At 65.4% G+C, this 20,221-nt stretch carries 23 protein-coding genes; 8 read left to right on the forward strand and 15 right to left on the reverse strand.

Features of this window, described 5'->3' with window-relative positions:
• Window positions 1-4: 4 nt before the first annotated feature.
• From ACVWWQ_RS05740 to ACVWWQ_RS05780, 9 genes are all read right to left on the reverse strand, one after another.
• The gene (locus ACVWWQ_RS05740) at window positions 5-1,126 is read right to left on the reverse strand and encodes a flagellar basal body P-ring protein FlgI (RefSeq protein WP_133951116.1); all 1,122 of its coding nucleotides are present in this window, start codon (window positions 1,124-1,126) and stop codon (window positions 5-7) included.
• The gene (gene flgH / locus ACVWWQ_RS05745) at window positions 1,126-1,809 is read right to left on the reverse strand and encodes a flagellar basal body L-ring protein FlgH (RefSeq protein WP_133951118.1); all 684 of its coding nucleotides are present in this window, start codon (window positions 1,807-1,809) and stop codon (window positions 1,126-1,128) included. The genes ACVWWQ_RS05740 and flgH overlap by 1 nt, the downstream gene beginning before the upstream one ends.
• A gap of 11 nt (window positions 1,810-1,820) precedes the next feature.
• Window positions 1,821-2,606, reverse strand: a complete 786-nt coding sequence (gene flgG / locus ACVWWQ_RS05750; protein WP_099654142.1) for a flagellar basal-body rod protein FlgG — start codon at window positions 2,604-2,606, stop codon at window positions 1,821-1,823.
• 67 nt (window positions 2,607-2,673) lie between these two features.
• Window positions 2,674-3,414, reverse strand: coding sequence for a flagellar basal-body rod protein FlgF (flgF, locus tag ACVWWQ_RS05755; RefSeq protein WP_099654141.1), 741 nt, complete (start codon window positions 3,412-3,414; stop codon window positions 2,674-2,676).
• A 73-nt stretch (window positions 3,415-3,487) separates the two neighbouring features.
• Window positions 3,488-4,708 (reverse strand): flagellar hook protein FlgE, encoded by a 1,221-nt coding sequence (gene flgE / locus ACVWWQ_RS05760; RefSeq protein WP_099654140.1) that lies wholly within the window; start codon window positions 4,706-4,708, stop codon window positions 3,488-3,490.
• Window positions 4,709-4,744: 36 nt separating this feature from the next.
• Window positions 4,745-5,392 (reverse strand): flagellar hook capping FlgD N-terminal domain-containing protein, encoded by a 648-nt coding sequence (locus tag ACVWWQ_RS05765; protein ID WP_133951120.1) that lies wholly within the window; start codon window positions 5,390-5,392, stop codon window positions 4,745-4,747.
• A 40-nt stretch (window positions 5,393-5,432) separates the two neighbouring features.
• Entirely contained in the window at window positions 5,433-5,852 is a 420-nt protein-coding gene (gene flgC / locus ACVWWQ_RS05770) for a flagellar basal body rod protein FlgC (RefSeq protein WP_099654138.1), read from the reverse strand.
• On the reverse strand, window positions 5,852-6,253 hold the full coding sequence (gene flgB, locus ACVWWQ_RS05775) for a flagellar basal body rod protein FlgB (RefSeq protein WP_133951122.1): 402 nt from the start codon (window positions 6,251-6,253) through the stop codon (window positions 5,852-5,854). Before flgB ends, flgC begins: the two co-directional genes overlap by 1 nt.
• Window positions 6,254-6,420: 167 nt before the next feature.
• The gene (locus tag ACVWWQ_RS05780; protein WP_133951125.1) at window positions 6,421-7,362 is read right to left on the reverse strand and encodes a chemotaxis protein; all 942 of its coding nucleotides are present in this window, start codon (window positions 7,360-7,362) and stop codon (window positions 6,421-6,423) included.
• A 168-nt stretch (window positions 7,363-7,530) separates the two neighbouring features.
• Here ACVWWQ_RS05780 and ACVWWQ_RS05785 point away from each other — a divergent pair, with 168 nt between their 5' ends.
• The 5 genes from ACVWWQ_RS05785 to ACVWWQ_RS05805 all read left to right on the forward strand — a co-directional run bounded on the left by ACVWWQ_RS05785 (window position 7,531) and on the right by ACVWWQ_RS05805 (window position 11,829).
• Window positions 7,531-8,835: a methyl-accepting chemotaxis protein gene (locus ACVWWQ_RS05785; RefSeq protein ID WP_133951127.1), complete on the forward strand. Its 1,305-nt coding sequence runs from the start codon at window positions 7,531-7,533 to the stop codon at window positions 8,833-8,835.
• On the forward strand, window positions 8,832-9,557 hold the full coding sequence (gene flgA / locus ACVWWQ_RS05790; RefSeq protein WP_133951130.1) for a flagellar basal body P-ring formation chaperone FlgA: 726 nt from the start codon (window positions 8,832-8,834) through the stop codon (window positions 9,555-9,557). The genes ACVWWQ_RS05785 and flgA overlap by 4 nt, the downstream gene beginning before the upstream one ends.
• A 109-nt stretch (window positions 9,558-9,666) precedes the next feature.
• A complete protein-coding gene (gene flgM / locus ACVWWQ_RS05795) occupies window positions 9,667-9,990 on the forward strand; it encodes a flagellar biosynthesis anti-sigma factor FlgM (RefSeq protein WP_099654133.1) in 324 nt (107 codons plus the stop codon).
• Window positions 9,987-10,433, forward strand: a complete 447-nt coding sequence (locus tag ACVWWQ_RS05800; RefSeq protein WP_133951132.1) for a flagellar export chaperone FlgN — start codon at window positions 9,987-9,989, stop codon at window positions 10,431-10,433. The genes flgM and ACVWWQ_RS05800 overlap by 4 nt, the downstream gene beginning before the upstream one ends.
• 97 nt (window positions 10,434-10,530) lie before the next feature.
• Window positions 10,531-11,829, forward strand: coding sequence for an HDOD domain-containing protein (locus ACVWWQ_RS05805; protein WP_133951134.1), 1,299 nt, complete (start codon window positions 10,531-10,533; stop codon window positions 11,827-11,829).
• Between the two features lie 97 nt (window positions 11,830-11,926).
• On the opposite strand, the gene ACVWWQ_RS05810 is transcribed toward ACVWWQ_RS05805, so the two are convergent.
• The 6 genes from ACVWWQ_RS05810 to rsmD all read right to left on the reverse strand — a co-directional run bounded on the left by ACVWWQ_RS05810 (window position 11,927) and on the right by rsmD (window position 16,845).
• Complete coding sequence (locus ACVWWQ_RS05810) at window positions 11,927-12,958, reverse strand: TMEM43 family protein (RefSeq protein WP_133951136.1); 1,032 nt, start codon at window positions 12,956-12,958, stop codon at window positions 11,927-11,929.
• A 101-nt stretch (window positions 12,959-13,059) separates the two neighbouring features.
• Window positions 13,060-14,784 (reverse strand): gamma-glutamyltransferase, encoded by a 1,725-nt coding sequence (gene ggt, locus ACVWWQ_RS05815; protein ID WP_133951138.1) that lies wholly within the window; start codon window positions 14,782-14,784, stop codon window positions 13,060-13,062.
• Window positions 14,781-15,041 (reverse strand): YfhL family 4Fe-4S dicluster ferredoxin, encoded by a 261-nt coding sequence (locus ACVWWQ_RS05820; RefSeq protein WP_133951140.1) that lies wholly within the window; start codon window positions 15,039-15,041, stop codon window positions 14,781-14,783. Before ACVWWQ_RS05820 ends, ggt begins: the two co-directional genes overlap by 4 nt.
• 147 nt (window positions 15,042-15,188) lie before the next feature.
• Entirely contained in the window at window positions 15,189-15,692 is a 504-nt protein-coding gene (locus ACVWWQ_RS05825; RefSeq protein WP_133951142.1) for a hypothetical protein, read from the reverse strand.
• Window positions 15,685-16,224: a pantetheine-phosphate adenylyltransferase gene (coaD, locus tag ACVWWQ_RS05830; RefSeq protein WP_099654126.1), complete on the reverse strand. Its 540-nt coding sequence runs from the start codon at window positions 16,222-16,224 to the stop codon at window positions 15,685-15,687. Before coaD ends, ACVWWQ_RS05825 begins: the two co-directional genes overlap by 8 nt.
• Before the next feature lie 39 nt (window positions 16,225-16,263).
• Window positions 16,264-16,845, reverse strand: a complete 582-nt coding sequence (rsmD, locus tag ACVWWQ_RS05835; RefSeq protein ID WP_133951144.1) for a 16S rRNA (guanine(966)-N(2))-methyltransferase RsmD — start codon at window positions 16,843-16,845, stop codon at window positions 16,264-16,266.
• Between the two features lie 89 nt (window positions 16,846-16,934).
• Here rsmD and ftsY point away from each other — a divergent pair, with 89 nt between their 5' ends.
• The 3 genes from ftsY to mutY are packed head-to-tail and all read left to right on the forward strand — an operon-like array spanning window position 16,935 to window position 20,221.
• Window positions 16,935-18,074, forward strand: coding sequence for a signal recognition particle-docking protein FtsY (gene ftsY / locus ACVWWQ_RS05840; protein ID WP_133951146.1), 1,140 nt, complete (start codon window positions 16,935-16,937; stop codon window positions 18,072-18,074).
• 27 nt (window positions 18,075-18,101) lie between these two features.
• Window positions 18,102-19,172 carry an AsmA family protein gene (locus ACVWWQ_RS05845; RefSeq protein WP_133951148.1) on the forward strand — a complete coding sequence of 357 codons (1,071 nt, stop codon included), beginning with the start codon at window positions 18,102-18,104 and terminating at the stop codon, window positions 19,170-19,172.
• Entirely contained in the window at window positions 19,169-20,221 is a 1,053-nt protein-coding gene (gene mutY / locus ACVWWQ_RS05850; RefSeq protein ID WP_133951150.1) for an A/G-specific adenine glycosylase, read from the forward strand. Before ACVWWQ_RS05845 ends, mutY begins: the two co-directional genes overlap by 4 nt.

Genomic DNA, 20,221 nt, shown 5'->3' on the forward strand with positions numbered 1-20,221 from the left:
CGGCTCAGATCACGACCAGGTCTGCATGAAGCGCGCCAGCCTGCTTCAGCGCCTGCAGAATCGAGATCAGATCGCTCGGCGTGGCGCCCACCTGGTTCACCGCGCGCACGATGGCATCCAGGCTCACGCCCGGACCGAACTTGAACATGTGTGCACCGTCCTCGCTGACCTGAACGCTGCTGTTCGGCACGATGGCCGTCTGGCCCTTGCTGAACGCGGCGGGCTGGCTGACCTGCGGCTGTTCGGAAATCGTCACCTGGATCGCGCCGTGCGCCACCGCGGCCGCGGTTACCCGCACGTCCGATCCGATCACCACGGTGCCGGTGCGCGAATTGACCACGATGCGTGCTGGTGCGTCGCCCGGCTGGACGTCGAGATTCTGGATGGCGCCAAGCCAGGCCACTTTCTGCGCCGGGTCCTGCGGGCCGCGCACCGTGACCGTGCCGCCGTCCAGCGGCTGCGCGGTACCGGCGCCATAAGCCTGGTTGATCGCGGTGGCGATGCGCGTGGCCGTGGTGAAATCGGCGGTGTTGAGGTTCAACATGAGGTCGCCGCCGCTGGCGAAGGACGACGCCACCACTCGCTCGACCGAGGCCCCGTTGGGAATGCGTCCGCTGGCGGAAATGTTGACCTGCACACTGGAGCCGCTCTTGCCCTGCGCGCTGATGCCGCCCACCACCACGCTGCCTTGCGCCACTGCATACACGTTGCCGTCCGCACCGCGCAGCGGTGCCATCAGCAACTGGCCGCCACGGATGCTCTTGGCATTGCCGATCGATGCCACCGTGACGTCGATGGTCTGGCCGGGCTTGGCGAACGGTGGCAAGTCGGCCGTGACCATCACCGCCGCGGCGTTCTTCAGCTGCGGCCGCGCGTTGGCCGGCACCGTGATGCCGAATTGCTGCAGCATGTTCTCCAGGCTCTGGGTGGTGAACGGCGCCTGCGTGGTCTGGTCACCCGAACCGTCCAGACCCACCACCAGGCCGTAGCCGATCAGCTGATTGCTGCGGACGCCGGCGACCTGGACCAGGTCACGAACCTTGTCGGCATGCGCGAACATCGAGATCAACAGCAACGCAAGGAAGCAGAGCGCGCGCGTGGCGGGCTGACTGTGGCGGGGGCTCATCAGAACGGCATCCATCTGGAATTGAAGAAGCGTGACAACCAGCCGCGCGTGTTCGCGTCGGCGAGCGTGCCGCGACCGGTGTAGCTGATGCGTGCGTCGGCCACGCGGGTGGATGGCACCACGTTGTCCTGGCCGATGTCCTGCGGGCGCACGATGCCGGAGATGCGCACCAGTTCCTGACCCTGGTTGATGGTCAGCCACTTTTCGCCGCGTACCATCAGGTTGCCGTTGCTCAGGCGCTGCGCCACGGTGACGGTGATCTGGCCGGTGAGCTGGTTGCTCTGGCTGCTGGATCCGGTGCCGTCGAAACTGCGCTCGCCATCGAGGCCGGTGTCGGCGGTTCGACCGGCGATCGAGAGCCCCTGCCCCAGGATCGTGGGCGCGGCGATCTTGGCCTTGTCGGTCTTGCTGGTGCTGGTGGTCGCCTTCTTGGTTGCCTGCGTGCTTTCGACCAGTGCCACGGTGAGAATGTCGCCCACGCGATGCGCGCGTGGATCGGCGAACAATTCCATGTTTTGCGCGTCGTGGTAAATCGAGCCGTCGGCCTGCACCGGAGCGACTTGCTGCACCACTGGCGGAGTGGCCGCCCACTCGGCGTCCTCGTGTGCACGCGGCACGCTGGCACAGGCGGCCAACAGGGCAAGTGCGCCGAACAGCAGCGGCAAGCGCAGGCAATTCTTCATCGCGGCGAGTCTCAGGTCTTGTTGGTGAGGAACTGCAACATCGAGTCCGCAGCGGACACGGCCTTCGAGTTCATTTCGTAGGTGCGCTGGGTTTCGATCATGTCGACCATCTGCTCGACCACGTTGACGTTGGAGCTTTCCAGTGCCCCCTGCGACAAGGTGCCCAAGCCGTTGAGGCCGGGCTGACCGATCTGCGGCGAGCCGCTGGAGGCGGTTTCCAGATACAGGTTGTCGCCGTTGGGCTGCAGGCCGGCGGGGTTGATGAAATCGGCCAGCTGCACGGTGCCGATCTGCTGCGTGGCCGCCTGGCCGGGAAGGCTCACGCTCACCGTACCGTCGCTGCCAATGGTGATGCTCTGCGCATTGGCCGGCACGCTCAGCGCCGGATCCAGCGCGTAGCCGTTGGCGGTCACGACCTGCCCGTTCTGATCCATGTGCAGCGAACCGTCACGGGTGTAGGCCAGCGTGCCGTCGGGCATGGTCACCTGCAGAAAGCCGCGGCCCTGGACGGCCACGTCCAGCGAGTTGCCGGTCTGCTCGATGTTGCCCTGGGTGAACAGCTTCTCGCTGCCGACCACGCGAACACCGGTGCCAAGCATCAGGCCCGAAGGCGACTGTGTCTGCTCGGTCGTCTGGCCGCCGGGCTGGCGCAGGTTCTGGTAGACCAGGTCCTGAAACGCCGCGCGCGCGCTCTTGAAACCGGTGGTGTTGGCGTTGGCGAGGTTGTTCGAGATCACGTCCATGCGCGTCTGCTGCGCATCGAGACCGGTCTTGGCTACCCACAGGGATGAAAACATGTTGATGGACTCCGTCTGGACGTCTGGATGTCTTTGCTTGAAGTGCGTGCGAGTCGACTGACCGTGATCAGGTCATCTGCAGCAGGCGCGAGGCCGACTGCGCGTTTTCGTCGGCGCTGTGGATGGAACGGATCTGCAACTCGTACTGACGCGACAACTGGATCATCTGCACCAGCGTCTGCGACGGGTTGACGTTGCTGGACTCCAGCACGCCGGATTTCAGCGTGACCGAGGGATCCGCATCGGCGCTGGCTGCCCCGTTGAGATGCATCAGCCCGTCGCTGCCCAGCGAAAGCTGGTCCATCGCCGGATTGACCAACTTGATGCGACCCACCGCGGCAATGGTTTCCGGGGATTGGCCCATCGGCACCACGGACACGGTGCCATCCGCGCCGATGTTCATCTGACTGCTCTGCGGCACGCTGATCGGGCCACCATCACCCAGTACCAGGTTGCCGCGCGAATCCGTGAGCAGGCCATCCGAAGTGAGCCGCAACTCGCCGGCACGGGTATAACCCTCACTGCCGTCAGCGCCTTGCACCGCGATCCAGCCGCTGCCCTGCACTGCCACGTCGAGTTCGCGACCGGTCTCGATCTGGCCGCCCGCGCGCATGTCCACGCCCAGGCCCTGCGCCACGCCATTGACCCGCGTGGCCAGCCCGGGTCCCTGCACCGCCAGCGGCTGGAAGGCCGACAGCTGCGCCTTGAAGCCGACGGTGTCGGCGTTGGCCAGGTTGTGCGCCACTTCGGACTGCTCGCGCATCATCTGCGTGGCACCGGTCATGGCTACATACAGCGATCTGTCCACGGATTACACCTCGGTTGTTCGGCTTCACGGGGCACCGGCGCAAACCGGCACCCCTTGTCCACGCGCACGCGGATCAGTTGCGGATGTTGATGATGGTCTGGGTCAGCTGGTTGTCGGTGGAGATCACCTGCGCATTCGCCTGGTAGTTGCGCTGCGCCTTGATCATGTTGACCAGCTGCGCGGTGAGATCCGCGGTATTGGAAGCTTCCAGCGCACCGGCCTGGACGCTGCCAAACGTGCCGTTGCCCGCCGCACCCATCACGGCGGTGCCCGAGTCGTAGGACGCCGCCCAATTGGTGTTGTCGAGCTGGCGCAGACCTTGCTGGTTGGAAAACTGCGCCATCGCCAACTGGCCAATCGAAGTGGTCTGACCGTTGGAATACTTGGCCTGCACCACGCCCTCACCGGAAACGTCGATGCTTGACAGGGTGCCGGTGGGGTAACCGTCCTGGTTGATGGCGGTGACGGCGTAGCTGTTGCCGAACTGGGTGGCCTTGCCCATGTCCAGCGTCAACTGGATCGGCTCGGAGCCGGGACTGACGGTCACCGCGGGAAAATTGAGCTTGCCGTTGGCCGGAGCCACCAAGGCACCACTGCTGCTGAAGGTGAGCTGCTGCGGAGCGCCGACCGAGGCCCCGTCCACATACAAGTTGGCGTTCCAGGTATTCGCAGCCGCGTCCTTGACGTAGTAGACCGTTCCGCTGTGGGTCGCTCCCAGCGAGTCGTACAGGGTGAATGGCGTGGACTGGTTATAACTGTCCGGATCCGTGGTCGGATCAAACGCGGTGGCCGGCACCGTCGCATCCGACGGCAAGTTGACCGACATCTTCACCGTACCGGTGGCCTTGGCCGCATTCTGTGCGGTGAGCAGTTGCAGATCGACCATGGTGCTGTTGTCGAAACCGTTGGCGGTGGGCGGATACACCTGCAGGCGCTGCTTGGCGGCGTTGGTCACGTAGCCATCGGGATCTTTCTGGAACGCACCGGCACGGGTGTAGGAATAACCCTTGCCGTCGCGCAAGGTGAAGAAGCCGTCGCCGCTGATGGCAAAGTCCAGGCTGTTGTTGGTGGTCTCGACGCTGCCGGCGGTGAACTGCTGCGCGACATTGGTCAGCCGAACGCCGCTGCCGGTCTGACTGGAACTCAAGTTGGGTCCCGCGGCGCTGAACAGCTCGGCAAACTCGGCGCGCGAACCCTTGAAGCCGGTCGTGGCCGTGTTGGCGATGTTGTTGGCAGTGACCTCGAGGTCCTTGGATGCGGCGTTGAGTCCGCTCAGTGCGATATTGAATGCCATCTGGATAATTCCCGTATGTTGGGGCCGACCGGCCCGTCAATTGACCTGCGCGACCTGACTCAGCAGGACCCCACCAAAACCATCCACATCGAGATAGGCACCGTCGGCTCCCGTCATCCCCACGCCGCTGACCTTGCCGCTGACATACGTCGCCACCGCGGTGTTGCCGGCCTGTGCCTTCAGGCCGTAGGTGCCATTGGGCAGCACCGCACCGTCCTCGCCCTTGCCATCCCAGTGGAACGGCACCAGCCCGGACATCGGCGTACCCAGATTCAAGGTGCGCAGCACGTTGCCGTCCGTGTCAGTGATCTGCACGAGGACCGCGTTGCCGCCGTCGGGTACGTTGACCGCGCCATCCAGGCCGGTGTCCTGCAATTGCCCGGCCGCTGAAGGCACCGTCACCTTGTGCCCGACCATGCTGCTCGCCTGCAGCAGCTGATTGCCCTGCAGGGACTGGCTCAGGCTGTCGAACGACACCTGCAGCGACTGCGTGGCCGAGACCTGGCTGATCTGCGCCAGCTGGCTGACCATCTGCGATGAATCCATCGGCTTGGTCGGATCCTGATTTCGCATCTGCTGCGTCAGCAGGCTCAGAAAGTCCGCCTGGTTGAGGGTCTGGCTCTTGCCCGCGCTGACGGCCTTGGCCGCGCTCGAACCCACGCCCTGGATACCCATGTCACTCATGTTGCGCTCCTGGTCTGCCGGGAAATCATTCGGGTAGGCCTCACTTGCCCAGATCCAGCGTTTTCTGCATCAGCTGGCGCGTCGAATTCATCACTTCGACGTTGTTCTGATACGAGCGGGAGGCAGAAATCATGTTGACCAGTTCATCAACCGGATTGACGTTGCTGGCATAGACGTAGCCGTCGGCATCGGCCAGGGGGTTGCCCGGCTCGTAGCGGCTCGGGATGGCGGCCTGGCTTTCGGTGACACCCAGCACCTGCACACCTTCGCCGGAGGTCTGGCCGCTGGAGTCCAGCTGGCCCTTGACGGCGGCAAACAGCGGCTCGCGCGAGCGGTAGGCACCTTCGGCGGTGCTGGCGACGCTGTCGGCGTTGGCCAGGTTGCTGGCCACCGTGTTCAGGCGCGTCGACTGCGCAGCCATGCCGGAACCGGCCACGTTGAATACGGAGAACAGTGACATCAGCCCTGCCCTCCGCTGATGGCCGTCCGCAGCATGCGGATCTGGGCAGTGATGAACGAAAGGCTGGCCTGGTAGTGCACGCCGTTGGCGGCAAACGCGGCCTGCTCCACCTGGGCATCGACGGTATTGCCGTCCATGCTGGGCTGGCTCGGCACGCGGTACGCCAGCGATTCACCGGGGGCACTGCCAGTGCCGATCTGACCCGGCATATCGGTGTTCAACGTCAGGCCGTCCGCCTGGCCGCTGGCCGCCGCCAGCGCCTTGCGAAAATCGACATCGCGCGCCAGATAGCCGGGGGTATCGGCGTTGGCAAGATTGTTGGCCAGCGCCTCGGTACGGCGCTGCCATACATCGAGTGCCGAGGTGTGGATGCCGAATAGATTGTCGGTACCTGGATTCATTGCTTCGCTCCGCGTGCGACTGCCGCACGGAGCAAAAGGCAAATTGCATGCCACCCATCACAAGCACTTGTTGTGCAAAGACTTTATGTCCTCGTCACGCCACTGCCTTCACCGCGAACGAAGCGGAAGACGGTTTGTTGACGCCGTCGCGACGGCCGCTCGTGCCGTCAGCACTCCGACGCGGTGACGGGGATCTCGCCCAACAGCTCCATCACCGCCTGCGCCAGCAGATCGGGCTGGAACTTGGCAATGAAACGATCGGCCTTGACCTCGGCCACCATCGCTTCGTTGAACATGCCGCTCAGTGAACTGTGCAGCAGCAGCTTGAGATGGCGCAGGCCCGGCGTCTCGCGAATCGCACGGACAAGGGCATAACCGTCCAGCCGTGGCATCTCGATGTCCGACACCACCAGTTCGATGGCTCTGCCGGAGTCGCCCCGAGCCAGCTCGAGCAGGCGATCCAGCGCTTCGCGACCGTCTCGGGCGACCTCGCATTCCATCCCCATCTGCCGAAACAGGCCGACCAGCCGTCGCCGCACGATGCCCGAATCATCCACCACCAGCACCCGACGTTGCGCCAGCGCACGGCTGGACGCCTCTTGCTGCAGCTGACCGGAAAGCTCCGCTGGCGTGGCATCGATGCTCGCCAGCACATGCTCCACGTCGACCACCGCCAGCAGCGCCCCGTCCACGCGGGTGACCGCATTGACCCGCGCGCCAAAGCCCAGCGAAGTTTGCGGAGCGGCCATCGCCTCGCCTTCGCAATGCACCATGCGCTGAAGGTCGGCGACGAGGAATCCCTGCACCGAGCGACTGAATTCGGTGACCATCAAATGCGCCGACTCCACGTCGCGCAACGGGGCGTAACCCATCGCTGCCGCAAGATCGATCACCGGAATGGTCTGCCCTCGGTAATCACAGCTGCCGGCGATCAGTTCATGGACACCGGGCATGCGCTCCATCGATGGGCGTCGCAAAACTTCGCGCACCTTGAAGACGTTGATGCCGAACAATTGCTCGTCGCCCAGCCGGAAAAGCAGCATGGCGATCCGGTTGTGACCGGCCAGCCGCGTATGCCGCTCCACCTTTTCCAGCAATGTGCCGCCCATGCGGCCTCCCGGGATGCCTTGTCGCGATCGCGACGCTCTGCCGGAGGTATCGACCATCTCGCCGGCGGCTTTAGTCAGGATGCTGGCACGTGACTTGCTTGCTCAAGTTTTGAAGATTTTCGACGATGCAGCTGTTGTACCCATCCTATTGAAGATGATGCCCGCCTCATGAGTTTGATCTGGAATCAGCACATCACCGCGCTGGTGGACGCCGCCGCGCGGGGCAACGATGCCGAGGTGGCCACCTTGCGGCGCAGGCATCCCCGCGCGGCACAACTGCTCGCCCCCTTGCTCGCCCGCGTGGCCAGCCGGCCGCCGGCGTCCGTCGCGCTGCAGACGCTGGAGCAGCAAAGTCTGGTGCTCGGAGCGGTACAACAGTTGTCACGCGAACAAGGTTCGCTGGAGAAGGCGGCCGGCGACAGCCGCAGCAGCGTCGATCGCTTGACGGATGGAAGCGCCGGAATCTCGACGGCCCTGCAGCAGGTAGGTGTCTATCTGGACCTTGCCAGCCAGGCCGGCACCGCCGGCAGCGACGGGGTGAAAGAACTGGATGGCCAGTTGCGACTGCTGCGGGCGGCATTGACGGCGATGAATCGCAATCAGAGCAAACTCGCCGAGCAAGTGGCGCAGATCCGCAAGCTGACCGGCAGCGTGCAGGAAATTGCCCACCAGACCAACCTGGTGGCATTGAACGCCGCGATCGAGGCCGCCCGCGCGGGCGATGCTGGTCGCGGCTTCGCCGTGGTCGCCGACGAGGTCAAGCAGCTGGCCGAGAAGACCGCACTGACCACCACCGAAATTGAAACCGTCACCGGCTCCATCGGTGACTTCTCCCTGCAACTGGATCGTGACGTCGGCCATGGCCTGCAGCAGCTTGAGCGCGCGCAGGCCAGTGCAAACCAGTCCGGCACCCTGTTGAACGAAGGCAGCACCACGTTGCGCCACGCCAGCGAGCGCATCCAGAGCCTGCAACAAGGTCATGACACCCAGCATGCGCGAGCCACCGCGACGCAGGCTGCGCTGGGCGCCTGGCAGCGCCGCTGCAGCGAGGCGCGACGACAATCCGAATCGCTGCGTCGGGCCGCCCTGCTGGCCCATCGGCTGGGCCTGGACTGGCTCGAGGGCGAAAGCGGAACTGATCCGGCCAGCCTGAGCCTGACCGCGCGGGAAGCGGCACTGAACTTGCGCCAGGCGATGGAATTGGCCTTGCTGGAGCCCGGCGCCGTCGACCGGCGCTGGTTCGACACCCGCACCCTGGTACGCAGCATCGACCGGCTTGCCGACGTGCGCCGCCATGCCGGCGACACCACGGCACTCAAGGACGCTGGCACGCAACTGGGCGAACAAGGCAGCCAGTTCATCGCCCTGCTTGGCGAAGGCCAGCTGGAGCAGGCCGGCGAACTGGCGCAGAAAGTCGAGTCCGGCCGCGAGGCCCTGCTGGCTCAACTCGGCGCCGCACTGGCCGACGCATGACGCTGCGCCTTTCCAAGGCAAGCCTCGGATGCGCGCTCCTGGCGGGGCTGGTCGTGCCGTGCAGCGCACGATCCATGAACGCCGACAACGCCACCCAATCGCTCGTCGCGGTGCGCGAAACCGCCGAACAGGCCGTGCGTGCCCACTATGCCCAACCGGGCAGCCGCATCGAGATTGCCAGCGGGCCGATGGACTTGCGCCTGCAGTTGTCCCGTTGCGAGGGGCCTTTGCGCGCCACCATCGCCGAACACGCCCCGCTCAGGTCCGTCATCAGCGTGCCTGTGCAATGCACCGGGCCTGGCGGCTGGACCGTACGCGTGCCGGTACGGCTGCATGTGTTCAGGCAGGTACTGATAACCAGCCGGGCCTTGTTGCGCGGTGATGGCATCAGTGCCGCCGACGTCCAGGCCGAGGAACGCGATGTCACGCGACTCGGTTACGGTTACATCGAAAATTTCGAACAGATTGCCGGCCGGTCGCTGTCCCGCGCGATGGCCCGCAATACGGTACTCAGCCCCGCCGCGCTCGGCGGGCGACGCATGGTCCGGGCCGGTGACCACGTCCAGATGCTCGCCCAACTGGAAGGAATCGAGGTGCGCGCGGACGGCATTGCGCTGGGCAGCGGCGACAATGGCGCCCGGTTGCGGGTTCGCAATGCGAACTCGGGCCGGATCGTCGACGCCATGGTCAGCGCACCAGGGGTCGTGGTGGCCTTGCCATGACCCTCGGCAGACCAGTCATCATCCGGGCATGCTTCAAAGGCCGCCCTAAAGCTTTCACAAAAGCGGTCGATAAACAGGTTACAGGGCACACTCCAGTGGGAATGGATCCATGAATACGACAATTACCAACAACGGTTTGCCAAAGTTTCCCCAGGCCAGCAACAGCACGAGCAGCGGTTCCGCCGCCACTTCGGGCACGCTGGCCGAGAAGGCCGTGGCGGCGCCCCGAAACGGCGACCAGCTGAAGCTGACCGATTCGGCGCGGGCATTGCAGGACGTGGCGCGCGCAAATGACGCTTCTCCGATCGACGCCAAGCGCGTGGAAGAAGTGCGTCGCGCGCTGGCCGATGGCAGCTACAAGGTCGACGCCGGCCGGATCGCTGATCGCATGATCGCCATGGACCAGCAGCTCGGCGGCACGGACAAGGCATGAACAGCGCGCTGCAGCACGAACTGAACGATGCGCTTGCGTCCGTTCTGGGCGACATGCAGCACGCCGCCGGTCAGTGGCTCCAGGTGCTGGAGGACGAGCGCGCCGCGCTGGGCAGCGCCAGCACCGAAGCGCTGGATCAGATCGGCGCACAGAAGCAGGGGCTCTTGCAGCAACTGGAACAGCTCGATGCCGAGCGCCTGATACTGTGCCGCGAGCATCCATCCCGAGAGGTCGCGCTGGCATCCGAGTGGAGTCGGGTGGCGCAGGCTCTGCGCCAGTGCCATGCGCTCAACCAGCGCAACGGAGCGATGGTCAATCAACGCCTGAATCAGGTACGTCAGGCGCTGGCGATCCTCACCGGGCACTCCGGCGAAAACGAACTTTACGGTCGCTCCGGCGAATTGCATGGCAGCCTGCGCTCGCAGGTGCTGGCGGCGGCCTGAGCTCCATGACGCATCACGTTGACTGTCCCCCCGGACGAATCCCCCACTGACAGCGAGGCAGCCCTGCTTGCTTTCGCGCCGACCGCGATGACCGATCATGAGCAACCTTCACGCCTCCCCCACGGCCTCTTCTGCCCGCTCAACCACCACCGATGCAGCGTCCGGCTCGGCTCCGGTCACCGGCTCGACGCCCTTGCCGGTGTTGCGTACTCCGATGCTGGACCGCGAGCGTGATCTGTTCGCCTACGAAATCGTTTTCCACCACGAACCCGGCGATGAGCAAAACCTGCTGCGCAGCGTGCTGTCGACGATCACCGATGGCGCACTGACCCGGCTGGCCCGCGGCAATCGTGCCTTTCTCAACCTGCCCTGCGAATTGCTGCCGGAAGACTCCGACGTCCTCCTGCACCAACCCCGTCTGGGTGTCGTGTTGTCGCCGATGGTGGCAAACGACCCGGCCTTGATGAAGCGCCTGCAACAGATGGCCGCCCGCGGCTGCCAGTTCCTGCTGGACGCCGGCGGCATCGATCTGGACAGCACGCTTTCATTGCAGGCCTTGTTGCAGATGGTCCAGCTGGTGCGACTGGATGCCACCGCGCTCAGCCCGGACGCCATGAAGGCCCGCACCGAATCCCTGTTCGCACGGGGAATCCGCGTGATCGCCGGCCGGGTCGACGATCATGCAACCTACGAGCGCTGCCTCGAGTTGCCGGTGCAGGCGATCCAGGGACGCTACCTGCTGATTCCGCAGCCGGTTGCCTTGCCCGTGCTGACCGCCAACCGCATGAGCATTCTTCGATTGATGGGAGCGCTGCAGGAGAACAATCCGGGACCGGTGGAACTGGGCAACATCATCCGCGACGACGCGGTGCTCAGCTACAAGTTGCTCAGCTGCGTCAATTCCGCCTACTTCGCCCTGCCACGCCAGCTGAAATCCGTCGAGCAGGCGGCGATCTTTTTCGGTGTGACGCGCATGCGCAACTGGATCGAGACGATGTCCCTGTGCAGCATGGACGATCATTCGCCTGAACTGCTGCGTGCTGCGTTGATCCGTGCGCACATGTGCGAAAAGCTGGCGGCGGGCATGCCCAACGGCGCACCCCAGACGGCATTCACGGTGGGGCTGTTTTCACTGCTCGACACCTTGATGTGCGCACCGATGGACTTCCTCCTGAGCCATCTGCGGCTGGTGCCGGAAATCAGCGATGCGCTCACCGATCGCAGCGGCCCGTTCGGCGCCTTGCTCAAGGACATCCTCAGCTGGGAAGCCGGTGAGATGACCAGTGCGCGCGCCACGCCACAGCGCATCCAGCGAATGGCCACGATCTATCTCGGCGCGACGCAGTGGGCTGACCAGGTGTTTGCCGCGGCCGGCGAGAAGCAGAAGGCCGCCTGACGGGAAGCCAGCTTCGCAGGAGCGGCACGGCAGATCGGCTTCGATGCCGCGCCGGAGCATGCGGCGACGAACCGATCCGCCATCGGGAAGCGACCACTCAGCGCGAGCGTTTCAACCGCCAGGCGACCAGAACGAGGCCGCCCAGCATGACCGCAAGCCAGCCGCTCATGTCGCTGCCACCGGCGTGAATCCACAACACGCTGGCCACCACGCCCACCACTGCCGCACCAAGACCGACGGCAAGCAGCGGATCACTGCGGCGCTGGGCTGAAATCAGGACGAAGGCGCCAAGCGAAGCCAGCAGCAGCGAAAGGACCCGCCAGCTCCATACGAACTCCGGCGGCTCGGGCAGGTCGGCGAAGATGTCCAGCACCGGCACGTCGCCCACCTGCACCACGTAGCCCTTGCCATCGGCAGCGTCGCCGGCAGCCTCCAGCCGGTCGCCATTGATCCGTCCCACCACGGTCAGTTCCTGCAGTGGCACTTCGTTCCAGCTCACCCGCACATCGCCCAGCCGCGGATCACCGGGCCGCGCGCTGGTGACCAGATAGTTCTGGTAACGAGAAAAACTGGCCGCCAGGTTTTCCGGCAGCACCGCGGCATCCGGCGCCACCTGTACCGACCCGGGCATGGCATGCAGCAGCACGCGATCCAGCTTGAATCCGCCCAGTTGCACCAGGCCGGCATCGAATTGTTTGCCGTCGACCGGGAAAGCGACCGGGTTGGCGTGTCCCTTGGAGTCGGCGAAATGGCCGGCGTCGAGCAGGTGATCGACCCAGTCCAGTTCATAGTGAACGCTGTCGCCCACCCGTATCTCGCGCCACTGGAACATCTCCACGTGACGCACCAGCACCGGCGTGTTCACGCGGAGATTGAAGTCCGGGTCACGCGGCGCCTCGACCACTCGGGGCGTGCCGGTCACGCGCGCCATGGTGCCGTGCTGGCCCGCTTCCGGGCGGGCGTTTTCGCCCAGATCCATCACCTCGCCACCGTGCTGGCTGGCAGCGTTTCGGTAATCCTGCAGACCACGCGCCGTGTTTGCCATCAAGCCGATGCCGGCCAGCACCAATACCGCGCCAATGACGTTCAACGCCAGTGCTCGCGCCGAGATCCCCTTGCCCAAATCCATCAAACTGCTCCGATCGCGTCCGGTGACGGCTTGCCGCTCGCCATGACCACATCATGCAGCATCTGAGGACCACAGCGAATCCGGCGCGCATGCATGCCGCGTTACTGCACTTTGCCCAGGCCGGATGGCCGGCGCGGATCGCTGGCGGCGTCGAGCTTGTTCAACTTGCGATCCCAGGTCACCACGTTCATGAACCCCCAGGATTCGCGCGGCTTCAGCGTGTAACCCATCTTCGTCAGGGCGTCGCTGGTGGACGCGTCGAACACGCCGTCTTCGACATCGACCACATCGGGCATGTACTGGTGATGGAAGCGCTTGTGGGCGGTGATCTGCTGCGCGCTTTCGCCATCGATGAAATGCAGGATGCCTTCGAGCACCTGGGTGATGATGGTCGAACCACCCGGCGAGCCGATGACCGCCGTGCGGTCGGCGCCGATCACGAGGCTCGGCGACATCGACGACAGCATCCGCTTGCCGCCCACCGGCGCATTGGCCTTGCTGCCCAGCAAGCCGTAGACGTTCGGCTTGTTCGGCACCAGCGCGAAATCATCCATCTCGTCATTCAGCAGCACGCCGGTGCCCTCGGCGACAAAGCTCGAGCCCATTGTGTAATTCACCGTGGAGGTCACCGCCGCCATGTTGCCGTCGGCATCGATGATCGAGAAATGCGTCGTGTGCATGCCCGGTTCGGCCGCTTCGGCACGCGGCAGCATCGACGAAGGCGTGGCCTTGTCCGGCAGAATGCTCTGACGCAGGCCGTCGGCGTAGAACGGCGACAGCAGCATGTCCAGCGGCATCTTCACGAAATCCGGGTCACCCAGGTAATCGTTGTGGTCGCGGAACGCGCGGCGCATCGCCTCGACGATGTAATGCACGCGCTGGGCCTGGCCCATCTTCGTCAGGTCGTAGCCGGAAAGGATGTTGAGGATCTCGGCAATCGCCACGCCGCCCGAGGAGGGCGGCGGCGCGGTGATGATCTGGTAGCCGCGGTAGTCGACCGTGATCGGCGTGCGTTCCTTCGCCTTGTAGTTCGCCAGGTCAGCCAGCGTCCAGTTGCCGCCGGCCGCCTTGACGGCAGCGACGAGCTTCTGCGCGGTCTCCCCGTGATAGAAACCCTGGTCGCCGTGGCTGGCGATCAGCTCCAGCGTGCGCGCCTGGGCCGGATCCTTCCAGATCACGCCTTCCGCCGGCGGCTTGCCACCGGGCAGGTATTTCGCGGCGGACGCGGGCCAACGCTGCAGATCCTTCTGCATGCCGGCGATCGCACCCCGCAGCCGCTCGTCCGGCTGGAAGCCCTCGCGCGCAATGCGAATGGCCGGAGCCAGCGATTGCGCCAGCGGCAGTCGGCCATAGCGCCTGGCGATCAGCACCAGTCCGGCCGGCTCGCCCGGAATGCCGGCCGATAGCGGCCCCTTCAACGCGGTGTCGCGATTCGGGCTGCCGTCGGGGTTGAGGTAGTCCTTGGCGTTGACCGCCGCCGGCGCGGTTTCGCGCGCGTCGATGAAAATGTTGCGGCCATCGCTGGCCCGATGCAGCACGGCCATGAAACCGCCGCCGATACCGGAGCTTTCCGGCTCCACGATCGACAGCGTGGACGCGACGGCCACCGCGGCATCGAATGCGTTGCCGCCCTTGGCCAGCACTTCAAGACCGGCTTCGGTGGCGTGGAAATTCGCACTGGCGATCGCTGCATGGCCTGGTCGCTGGCTCGAGGCGTGGGCGGCCGGGGCCGCTGTCTTCGCCGGGACCCCATCGGCCGCGAAGGCGCCGCCGGCAACCAGCAGCAGACTCAACGTCGCTGCCCGCCAGTTCATGGACATGCTCATGCCGCTGACTCCTTGGCCATCAGGTGGTGGTACTTCAGTTCAAGCTGTTCGTTGGATTCGGGATGTTCCGGGTCGCTGATGATGCATTCGACCGGACACACCACCACGCATTGCGGTTCGTCGTGATGGCCCACGCATTCGGTGCACAGCGCGGGGTCGATCACATAGAACTCCTCACCCAGCGAGATCGCCTTGTTCGGGCAGGCAGGTTCGCAGACGTCGCAATTGACGCAGGTGTCGAGAATTTTCAGGGACATGGATCGATACTACAGCCGGGTTGCGACGCCATGGCGGGCGTTCCGAGCCGCCGGGACATTCACGGCGGGCAGTCACCCGGCGCCCGCGCAACGCTGCGGGGCGACGGTACTTCTCGCCGCGCCGGAATGCCGGCGCGGCGATGTTGCTTACATGGCGACGAAACGCACCGTGGCGCCGGTCGGCTTCAGCACGTCGTCGACGCGCTGTTCGTCGGCCTTGTCACCGATGAACAGGACGATCACGTCCTTGAACGAGCCAGGCTTGGCATCCTTGAAGGCCGCGGCAATCAGGTCGGCGGTCTTGGCCGAATCCGGACCGGCGAACACCAGCATGTTGCCCGGCAGCACGCCGCGAGCCACGGTGTCTTCCACGTTTGACAGCTGACGACCACGACCGGCAACCGCCTCGTCGGAATCGCCCGCCGGCACCAGGTACGGGTACGGACGATCGGCCTTCATGCCCTGCATGTTGTTCTGCACGATCTGGCCAAGATAGGCATTCCACGCCTTGACGTCGTTCGGATCGGTCGGCTTGGTTGCCTGCTGGGTGGCCTGCGGACCGGCCTGCTGGGCATCTTCGTGCTTGCCGCAGGCGCTCAGGGCCAGGCTGGCGGTCAGTGCGAGGGCAGCAATGAGAGCGAACTTACGCATGGTTATCACCTTCTGTTTCGGGTTGTTTGTTGGAGCCGGTGCGGCTCTTCTGCCAGCGCTGCCGCATGGCCTGTTGTACTGCCGGATGCACGAAACCGGAAATGTCCCCGCCGAGGCGGCCGATCTCGCGTACCAGCGAGGAGGAAATGAAACTGTATTGCTCGGCCGGCGTCAGGAACAACGTTTCGGCCTGGGGAATCAGATGCCGGTTCATGCTGGCCAGCTGGAATTCGTATTCGAAATCCGACACGGCACGCAGCCCGCGGATGATCACGCCGGCTCCGACCTGTTCGATGAAGGTCGCCAGCAGGCAATCGAAGCCGCGCACTTCCACGTTCGGCAGATCGGCCAGCGCCATCCGTGCCAGCGAAATCCGCTCGCCGATGCTGAAGCCCGGCCCCTTGCTGGAACTGTCGGCCACGGCCACGATCACGCGGTCGAACAGCGGTGCGGCGCGAGTCACCAGGTCGGTATGACCGTTGGTGATCGGATCAAAAGTACCTGGATACACGGCCAGGCGCGGATTGCCCAAGGGTTTGCTCACAAGACGAAAGCGGCAGCGGAATTGACCCTAGCTTAACGGAAGCGCGCGCCGATAGAGCGCGAAATGCACCTCACCCGCCTGGCCTTCCCGCTGCAGCTGCCAGCTCGTCGGCAAGGCGGGTAGCCGACCGCGCGGCGATTCCACGTAGATCCACGCTCGCTCAGCCAGCCAGCCGCCTTGTTCCAGTCGCGCAGCCAGCACCGTCCAGAGCTCGAGCGCAAACGGCGGATCGAGGAAAACCAGCTCGTGGGGCTGCCCCGCCTGTTGCAGAAATCGGGACGCGTCCGCGGCAACCACCTGCCCCGCATCGACCTTCAGTCGCGCCAGATTCGCCCGCAGCGCCTGTGCCGCCGAAACGTCCCGCTCGATGAACTGCATCGCCGCGGCACCGCGCGACAAGGCCTCGATGCCCAGTGCGCCGGTACCTGCGCACAGATCCAGGCAACGCATGCCCTGGATGACCGGGGCCAGCCAGTTGAACAGGGTTTCGCGAACCCGCTCCGCGGTAGGTCGCAACCCCGGCAGATCCGGCACGTCCAGCCGCGAATTGCGCAGGTGGCCGCCGATGATCCGGACCCGCCCCGGGCGACTGGTGCGCGCCGTGTTCATGCGATCGCACCGGCGGCGTGCGGCCCCTCAGCGGCCAGTACAGGTTGGAGTGTTAGCATGCCGCCCATTGTCTTTGAATCACGCACGCAATGCTCAAGTTCTGGAAGAAAAAGCCCGCTGAAAAGGAAGCGGAGAAGCCGGCGCCCAGCCCGCCGCCCGAAACCATCGTGCCGGAAATCGAGGCACCGGCCCTGCGTGAGGCGCTGGCCGAGGTAACGTCGCCCGCCGACAATCCGGTGGATATCGAGCGGGTCGAGGTCCCTGCCGCGCCGGCTCCCCTGGAACATCCCGCGACACCGGTCAAGCGCAGCTGGCGCGACCGGCTTTCCGGCAACGTGTTCTCACGCAGCCTGAGCTCGCTGTTCGTACGTCATGCCAAGCTCGACGACGACCTGCTCGACGAGCTGGAAACCACCCTGATCACCGCCGACGTCGGCATCCAGGCCAGCACCGAGCTGGTCGAGAACCTGCGCAAGCGCATGCACAAACGCGAGTTCGCCGATGCGCCTGCGCTGCTGGCCGCGTTGCGCGAGGCGCTGGTCGCCATGCTGAAGCCGGTCGAGCGCCCGCTGGACGTGACCGGGCGCAATCCGTTCGTGGTGCTCGTCGTGGGCATCAACGGCGCTGGCAAGACCACCACCATCGGCAAGCTGGCGCGACGCTGGCGCGATGAAGGTCGCGCCGTGATGCTGGCCGCCGGCGACACCTTCCGCGCGGCTGCGGTCGAGCAGCTCAAGACCTGGGGTGAGCGCAACCAGGTACCGGTGATCTCGCAAGGTCAGGATGCCGATTCGGCCAGCGTGATCTTCGACGCCTTGCAGGCAGCACGTTCGCGCGGCGCCGGCGTGTTGATCGCCGACACCGCTGGCCGCCTGCATACCCAGGGCGGCCTGATGGACGAACTGGGCAAGATCGCCCGCGTGCTGAAGAAACTCGATGCCGACGCGCCACACGAAGTGCTGATGGTGATCGACGGCACCACCGGCCAGAACGCCGTCAACCAGGTCCGCCAGTTCCGCCAGATCGTCGGCGTCACCGGCCTGGTCGTGACCAAGCTCGACGGCACCGCCAAGGGTGGCGTGGTGTTTGCGCTGGCGCGCGAGTTCGGCTTGCCGATCCGCTATGTCGGCTTGGGCGAAACCGCCACCGACCTGCGCAGTTTTGACGCCGCGGCCTTCGTCGACGGCCTGCTCCCGGCCAGTCTGGGCATCGAGTCACAAGGCTCGTGACCGGGCCCCAACGACGGAGCTGAACGTATGTCGCGTCGATGGCGGTTGATCCTGATGGTGATCGGCGGACTGGCTCTGGCATTGGTGCTGGCGGCAATCATTGCGGTCTACCTGTTGCTGCAGCCGGACCGCTTCACCCGCATGCTGCAGGCCCAGGCACGTACGGCAGGACTGCAGTTGAGTCTGGCCAGCCCGGCCAGCCCCACGCTGTTTCCCCGCCCGGCCCTGCAACTGGACGGCATCACCCTGAGTGCCACCCAGGCCAGCGCACCCATCCTGCTGGCCGCGCACGGCCAGCTTGCCTTGCCGTGGCATACCCTGCTTGGTGGCCCCACCGTCATTTCGCAACTGGAAATCGACTCGCCAAGAGTTGATCTGAACGCCCTGCAGGACTGGCTGGGCTCGCTGCCGGCTCAACCGGCCGGAGCGCCGCCGAACATCCCGCGGATCGACACCGGCGTCAGCATCAGCCGCGGCAGCGTGGTGCGTGGCAATGAAGTGTTGCTGGGCAACGTGTCGCTCGAAGCCGGCAGTCTGGTGACCGGCCAGCCCTTTCCGCTCGATCTTTCCGCGGTTACCGCAGCCGGCACGCCGGTGCAATTGCACTTGTCGGCCACGCCCCGCATTGAGGGCAATGCGCTGCGCCTGCAGAACATCACCCTGAATCTGGCGCAAGGCAAATCCCTCAAACTGGCCCTCAGCGGCAGCGCGTACTGGCATGGCGCGGCCGACGCCGCAGCCAGTCTGGCCGGCAAACTCGAACGCGCCAACGCGGATCAGTACGACATCTCGCTGCGGCTGACTCCCGCCAACGAGGTCAATCCCCTGTTGCTGGCGCTGAAGCTCGACGGCCCCGCCAATCATGCCGACCTGCAACTGCCGCCGCTGGCTCTGGCTCACTGGTGGAGCGGACTGGGCGACCCGCAGGGACCGCAGCTGAGCGTGCCACCTGGCAGCGGCCACGCGGAAATCGCCAACCTGGAAACCGCGGGCATCAGCATCGATGGACTCACCATTGATGCCGGCGTCGACGCCCCCGCACCCGCCAGCACAGTCGCTGCGCCCACGGCAAAATCCGCGGCCAAAAAGAAACCATGAGCGCCCGGTTCGCCCAACGCCTGCTGCGCTGGTTCGACCAGCACGGCCGCAAGGACCTGCCGTGGCAGCAGACGCGTGCGGACGGTCGACGCGACGCGTACCGTGTCTGGCTTTCCGAAGTGATGCTGCAACAAACCCAGGTAGCCACCGTGGTCGGCTACTTCGAGCGTTTCGTCGGTGCACTGCCGGCGTTGCCTGCACTGGCTGCCGCCGAGGAAGACACGGTGTTGGCGTTGTGGTCGGGGCTCGGCTATTACCGTCGCGCCCGTTTCCTGCATCGCGCCGCGCAGCTCTGCGTGGAGCAGCATGGCGGCGAGCTGCCGCAGGACTTCACCGAACTGGTCGCCCTGCCCGGTATCGGCCGTTCCACCGCCGGCGCGATCCTGGCCCAGGCGCACGGCCTGCGTTTTGCCATTCTGGACGGCAACGTCAAGCGCGTACTGACCCGTTACCACGGCATCCATGGCCACCCCGGCGAGAGCGCGGTGGAACGGCAACTGTGGCAGCACGCGGAACAACACACACCGGCCCGTCGCGTAGCGGACTACACCCAAGCGATCATGGATCTGGGCGCGACGGTTTGCACCCGCACGCGCCCGCGCTGCGAGGCCTGCCCGCTGGCGTCCGATTGCGTGGCACGCCGCGACGACCTCACCGCGCAAATCCCCGGTCGCAAACCGCGCAAGACCGTTCCAACGCGAGCCACGATGATGCTGATCCTGCGCGACGCGAAGCGCCGCGTGCTGCTGGAGAAGCGTGGCCCGCAAGGCGTGTGGTCCGGCTTGTGGAGCCTGCCCGAGGCGCATGACCCTGACGACGCCTGGCGCGTGGCGAGGCAACATGCGCGGGTCGACGATGCACAGGCGCTGGCGCCTTTCACTCACGTGTTCAGCCACTATCGCCTGAACATCGAGCCGCTGCTGTTCGAACGCGCGACACCCGCCCGTGGCATCGCCGATAATCCGCAAAGTCGCTGGTGCAGCATCGACGAACTTGATGCGCTCGGGCTGCCCGCTCCCGTCCGTACCTTGCTGCAAAGCCTTCCGTAA

It is taken from the genome of Rhodanobacter sp. TND4EL1, from assembly GCF_054061035.1.

Coding starts and splice junctions, on each gene's coding strand:
- ACVWWQ_RS05740 (WP_133951116.1), bottom strand. CDS start 1,126: ATGAGCCCCCGCCACAGTCAGCCCGCCACGCGCGCGCTCTGCTTCCTT.
- flgH (WP_133951118.1), bottom strand. CDS start 1,809: ATGAAGAATTGCCTGCGCTTGCCGCTGCTGTTCGGCGCACTTGCCCTG.
- flgG (WP_099654142.1), bottom strand. CDS start 2,606: ATGTTTTCATCCCTGTGGGTAGCCAAGACCGGTCTCGATGCGCAGCAG.
- flgE (WP_099654140.1), bottom strand. CDS start 4,708: ATGGCATTCAATATCGCACTGAGCGGACTCAACGCCGCATCCAAGGAC.
- ACVWWQ_RS05765 (WP_133951120.1), bottom strand. CDS start 5,392: ATGAGTGACATGGGTATCCAGGGCGTGGGTTCGAGCGCGGCCAAGGCC.
- flgC (WP_099654138.1), bottom strand. CDS start 5,852: ATGTCACTGTTCTCCGTATTCAACGTGGCCGGTTCCGGCATGGCTGCG.
- flgB (WP_133951122.1), bottom strand. CDS start 6,253: ATGAATCCAGGTACCGACAATCTATTCGGCATCCACACCTCGGCACTC.
- ACVWWQ_RS05780 (WP_133951125.1), bottom strand. CDS start 7,362: ATGGGCGGCACATTGCTGGAAAAGGTGGAGCGGCATACGCGGCTGGCC.
- ACVWWQ_RS05785 (WP_133951127.1), top strand. CDS start 7,531: ATGAGTTTGATCTGGAATCAGCACATCACCGCGCTGGTGGACGCCGCC.
- flgA (WP_133951130.1), top strand. CDS start 8,832: ATGACGCTGCGCCTTTCCAAGGCAAGCCTCGGATGCGCGCTCCTGGCG.
- flgM (WP_099654133.1), top strand. CDS start 9,667: ATGAATACGACAATTACCAACAACGGTTTGCCAAAGTTTCCCCAGGCC.
- ACVWWQ_RS05800 (WP_133951132.1), top strand. CDS start 9,987: ATGAACAGCGCGCTGCAGCACGAACTGAACGATGCGCTTGCGTCCGTT.
- ACVWWQ_RS05805 (WP_133951134.1), top strand. CDS start 10,531: ATGAGCAACCTTCACGCCTCCCCCACGGCCTCTTCTGCCCGCTCAACC.
- ACVWWQ_RS05810 (WP_133951136.1), bottom strand. CDS start 12,958: ATGGATTTGGGCAAGGGGATCTCGGCGCGAGCACTGGCGTTGAACGTC.
- ggt (WP_133951138.1), bottom strand. CDS start 14,784: ATGAGCATGTCCATGAACTGGCGGGCAGCGACGTTGAGTCTGCTGCTG.
- ACVWWQ_RS05820 (WP_133951140.1), bottom strand. CDS start 15,041: ATGTCCCTGAAAATTCTCGACACCTGCGTCAATTGCGACGTCTGCGAA.
- ACVWWQ_RS05825 (WP_133951142.1), bottom strand. CDS start 15,692: ATGCGTAAGTTCGCTCTCATTGCTGCCCTCGCACTGACCGCCAGCCTG.
- rsmD (WP_133951144.1), bottom strand. CDS start 16,845: ATGAACACGGCGCGCACCAGTCGCCCGGGGCGGGTCCGGATCATCGGC.
- ftsY (WP_133951146.1), top strand. CDS start 16,935: ATGCTCAAGTTCTGGAAGAAAAAGCCCGCTGAAAAGGAAGCGGAGAAG.
- ACVWWQ_RS05845 (WP_133951148.1), top strand. CDS start 18,102: ATGTCGCGTCGATGGCGGTTGATCCTGATGGTGATCGGCGGACTGGCT.
- mutY (WP_133951150.1), top strand. CDS start 19,169: ATGAGCGCCCGGTTCGCCCAACGCCTGCTGCGCTGGTTCGACCAGCAC.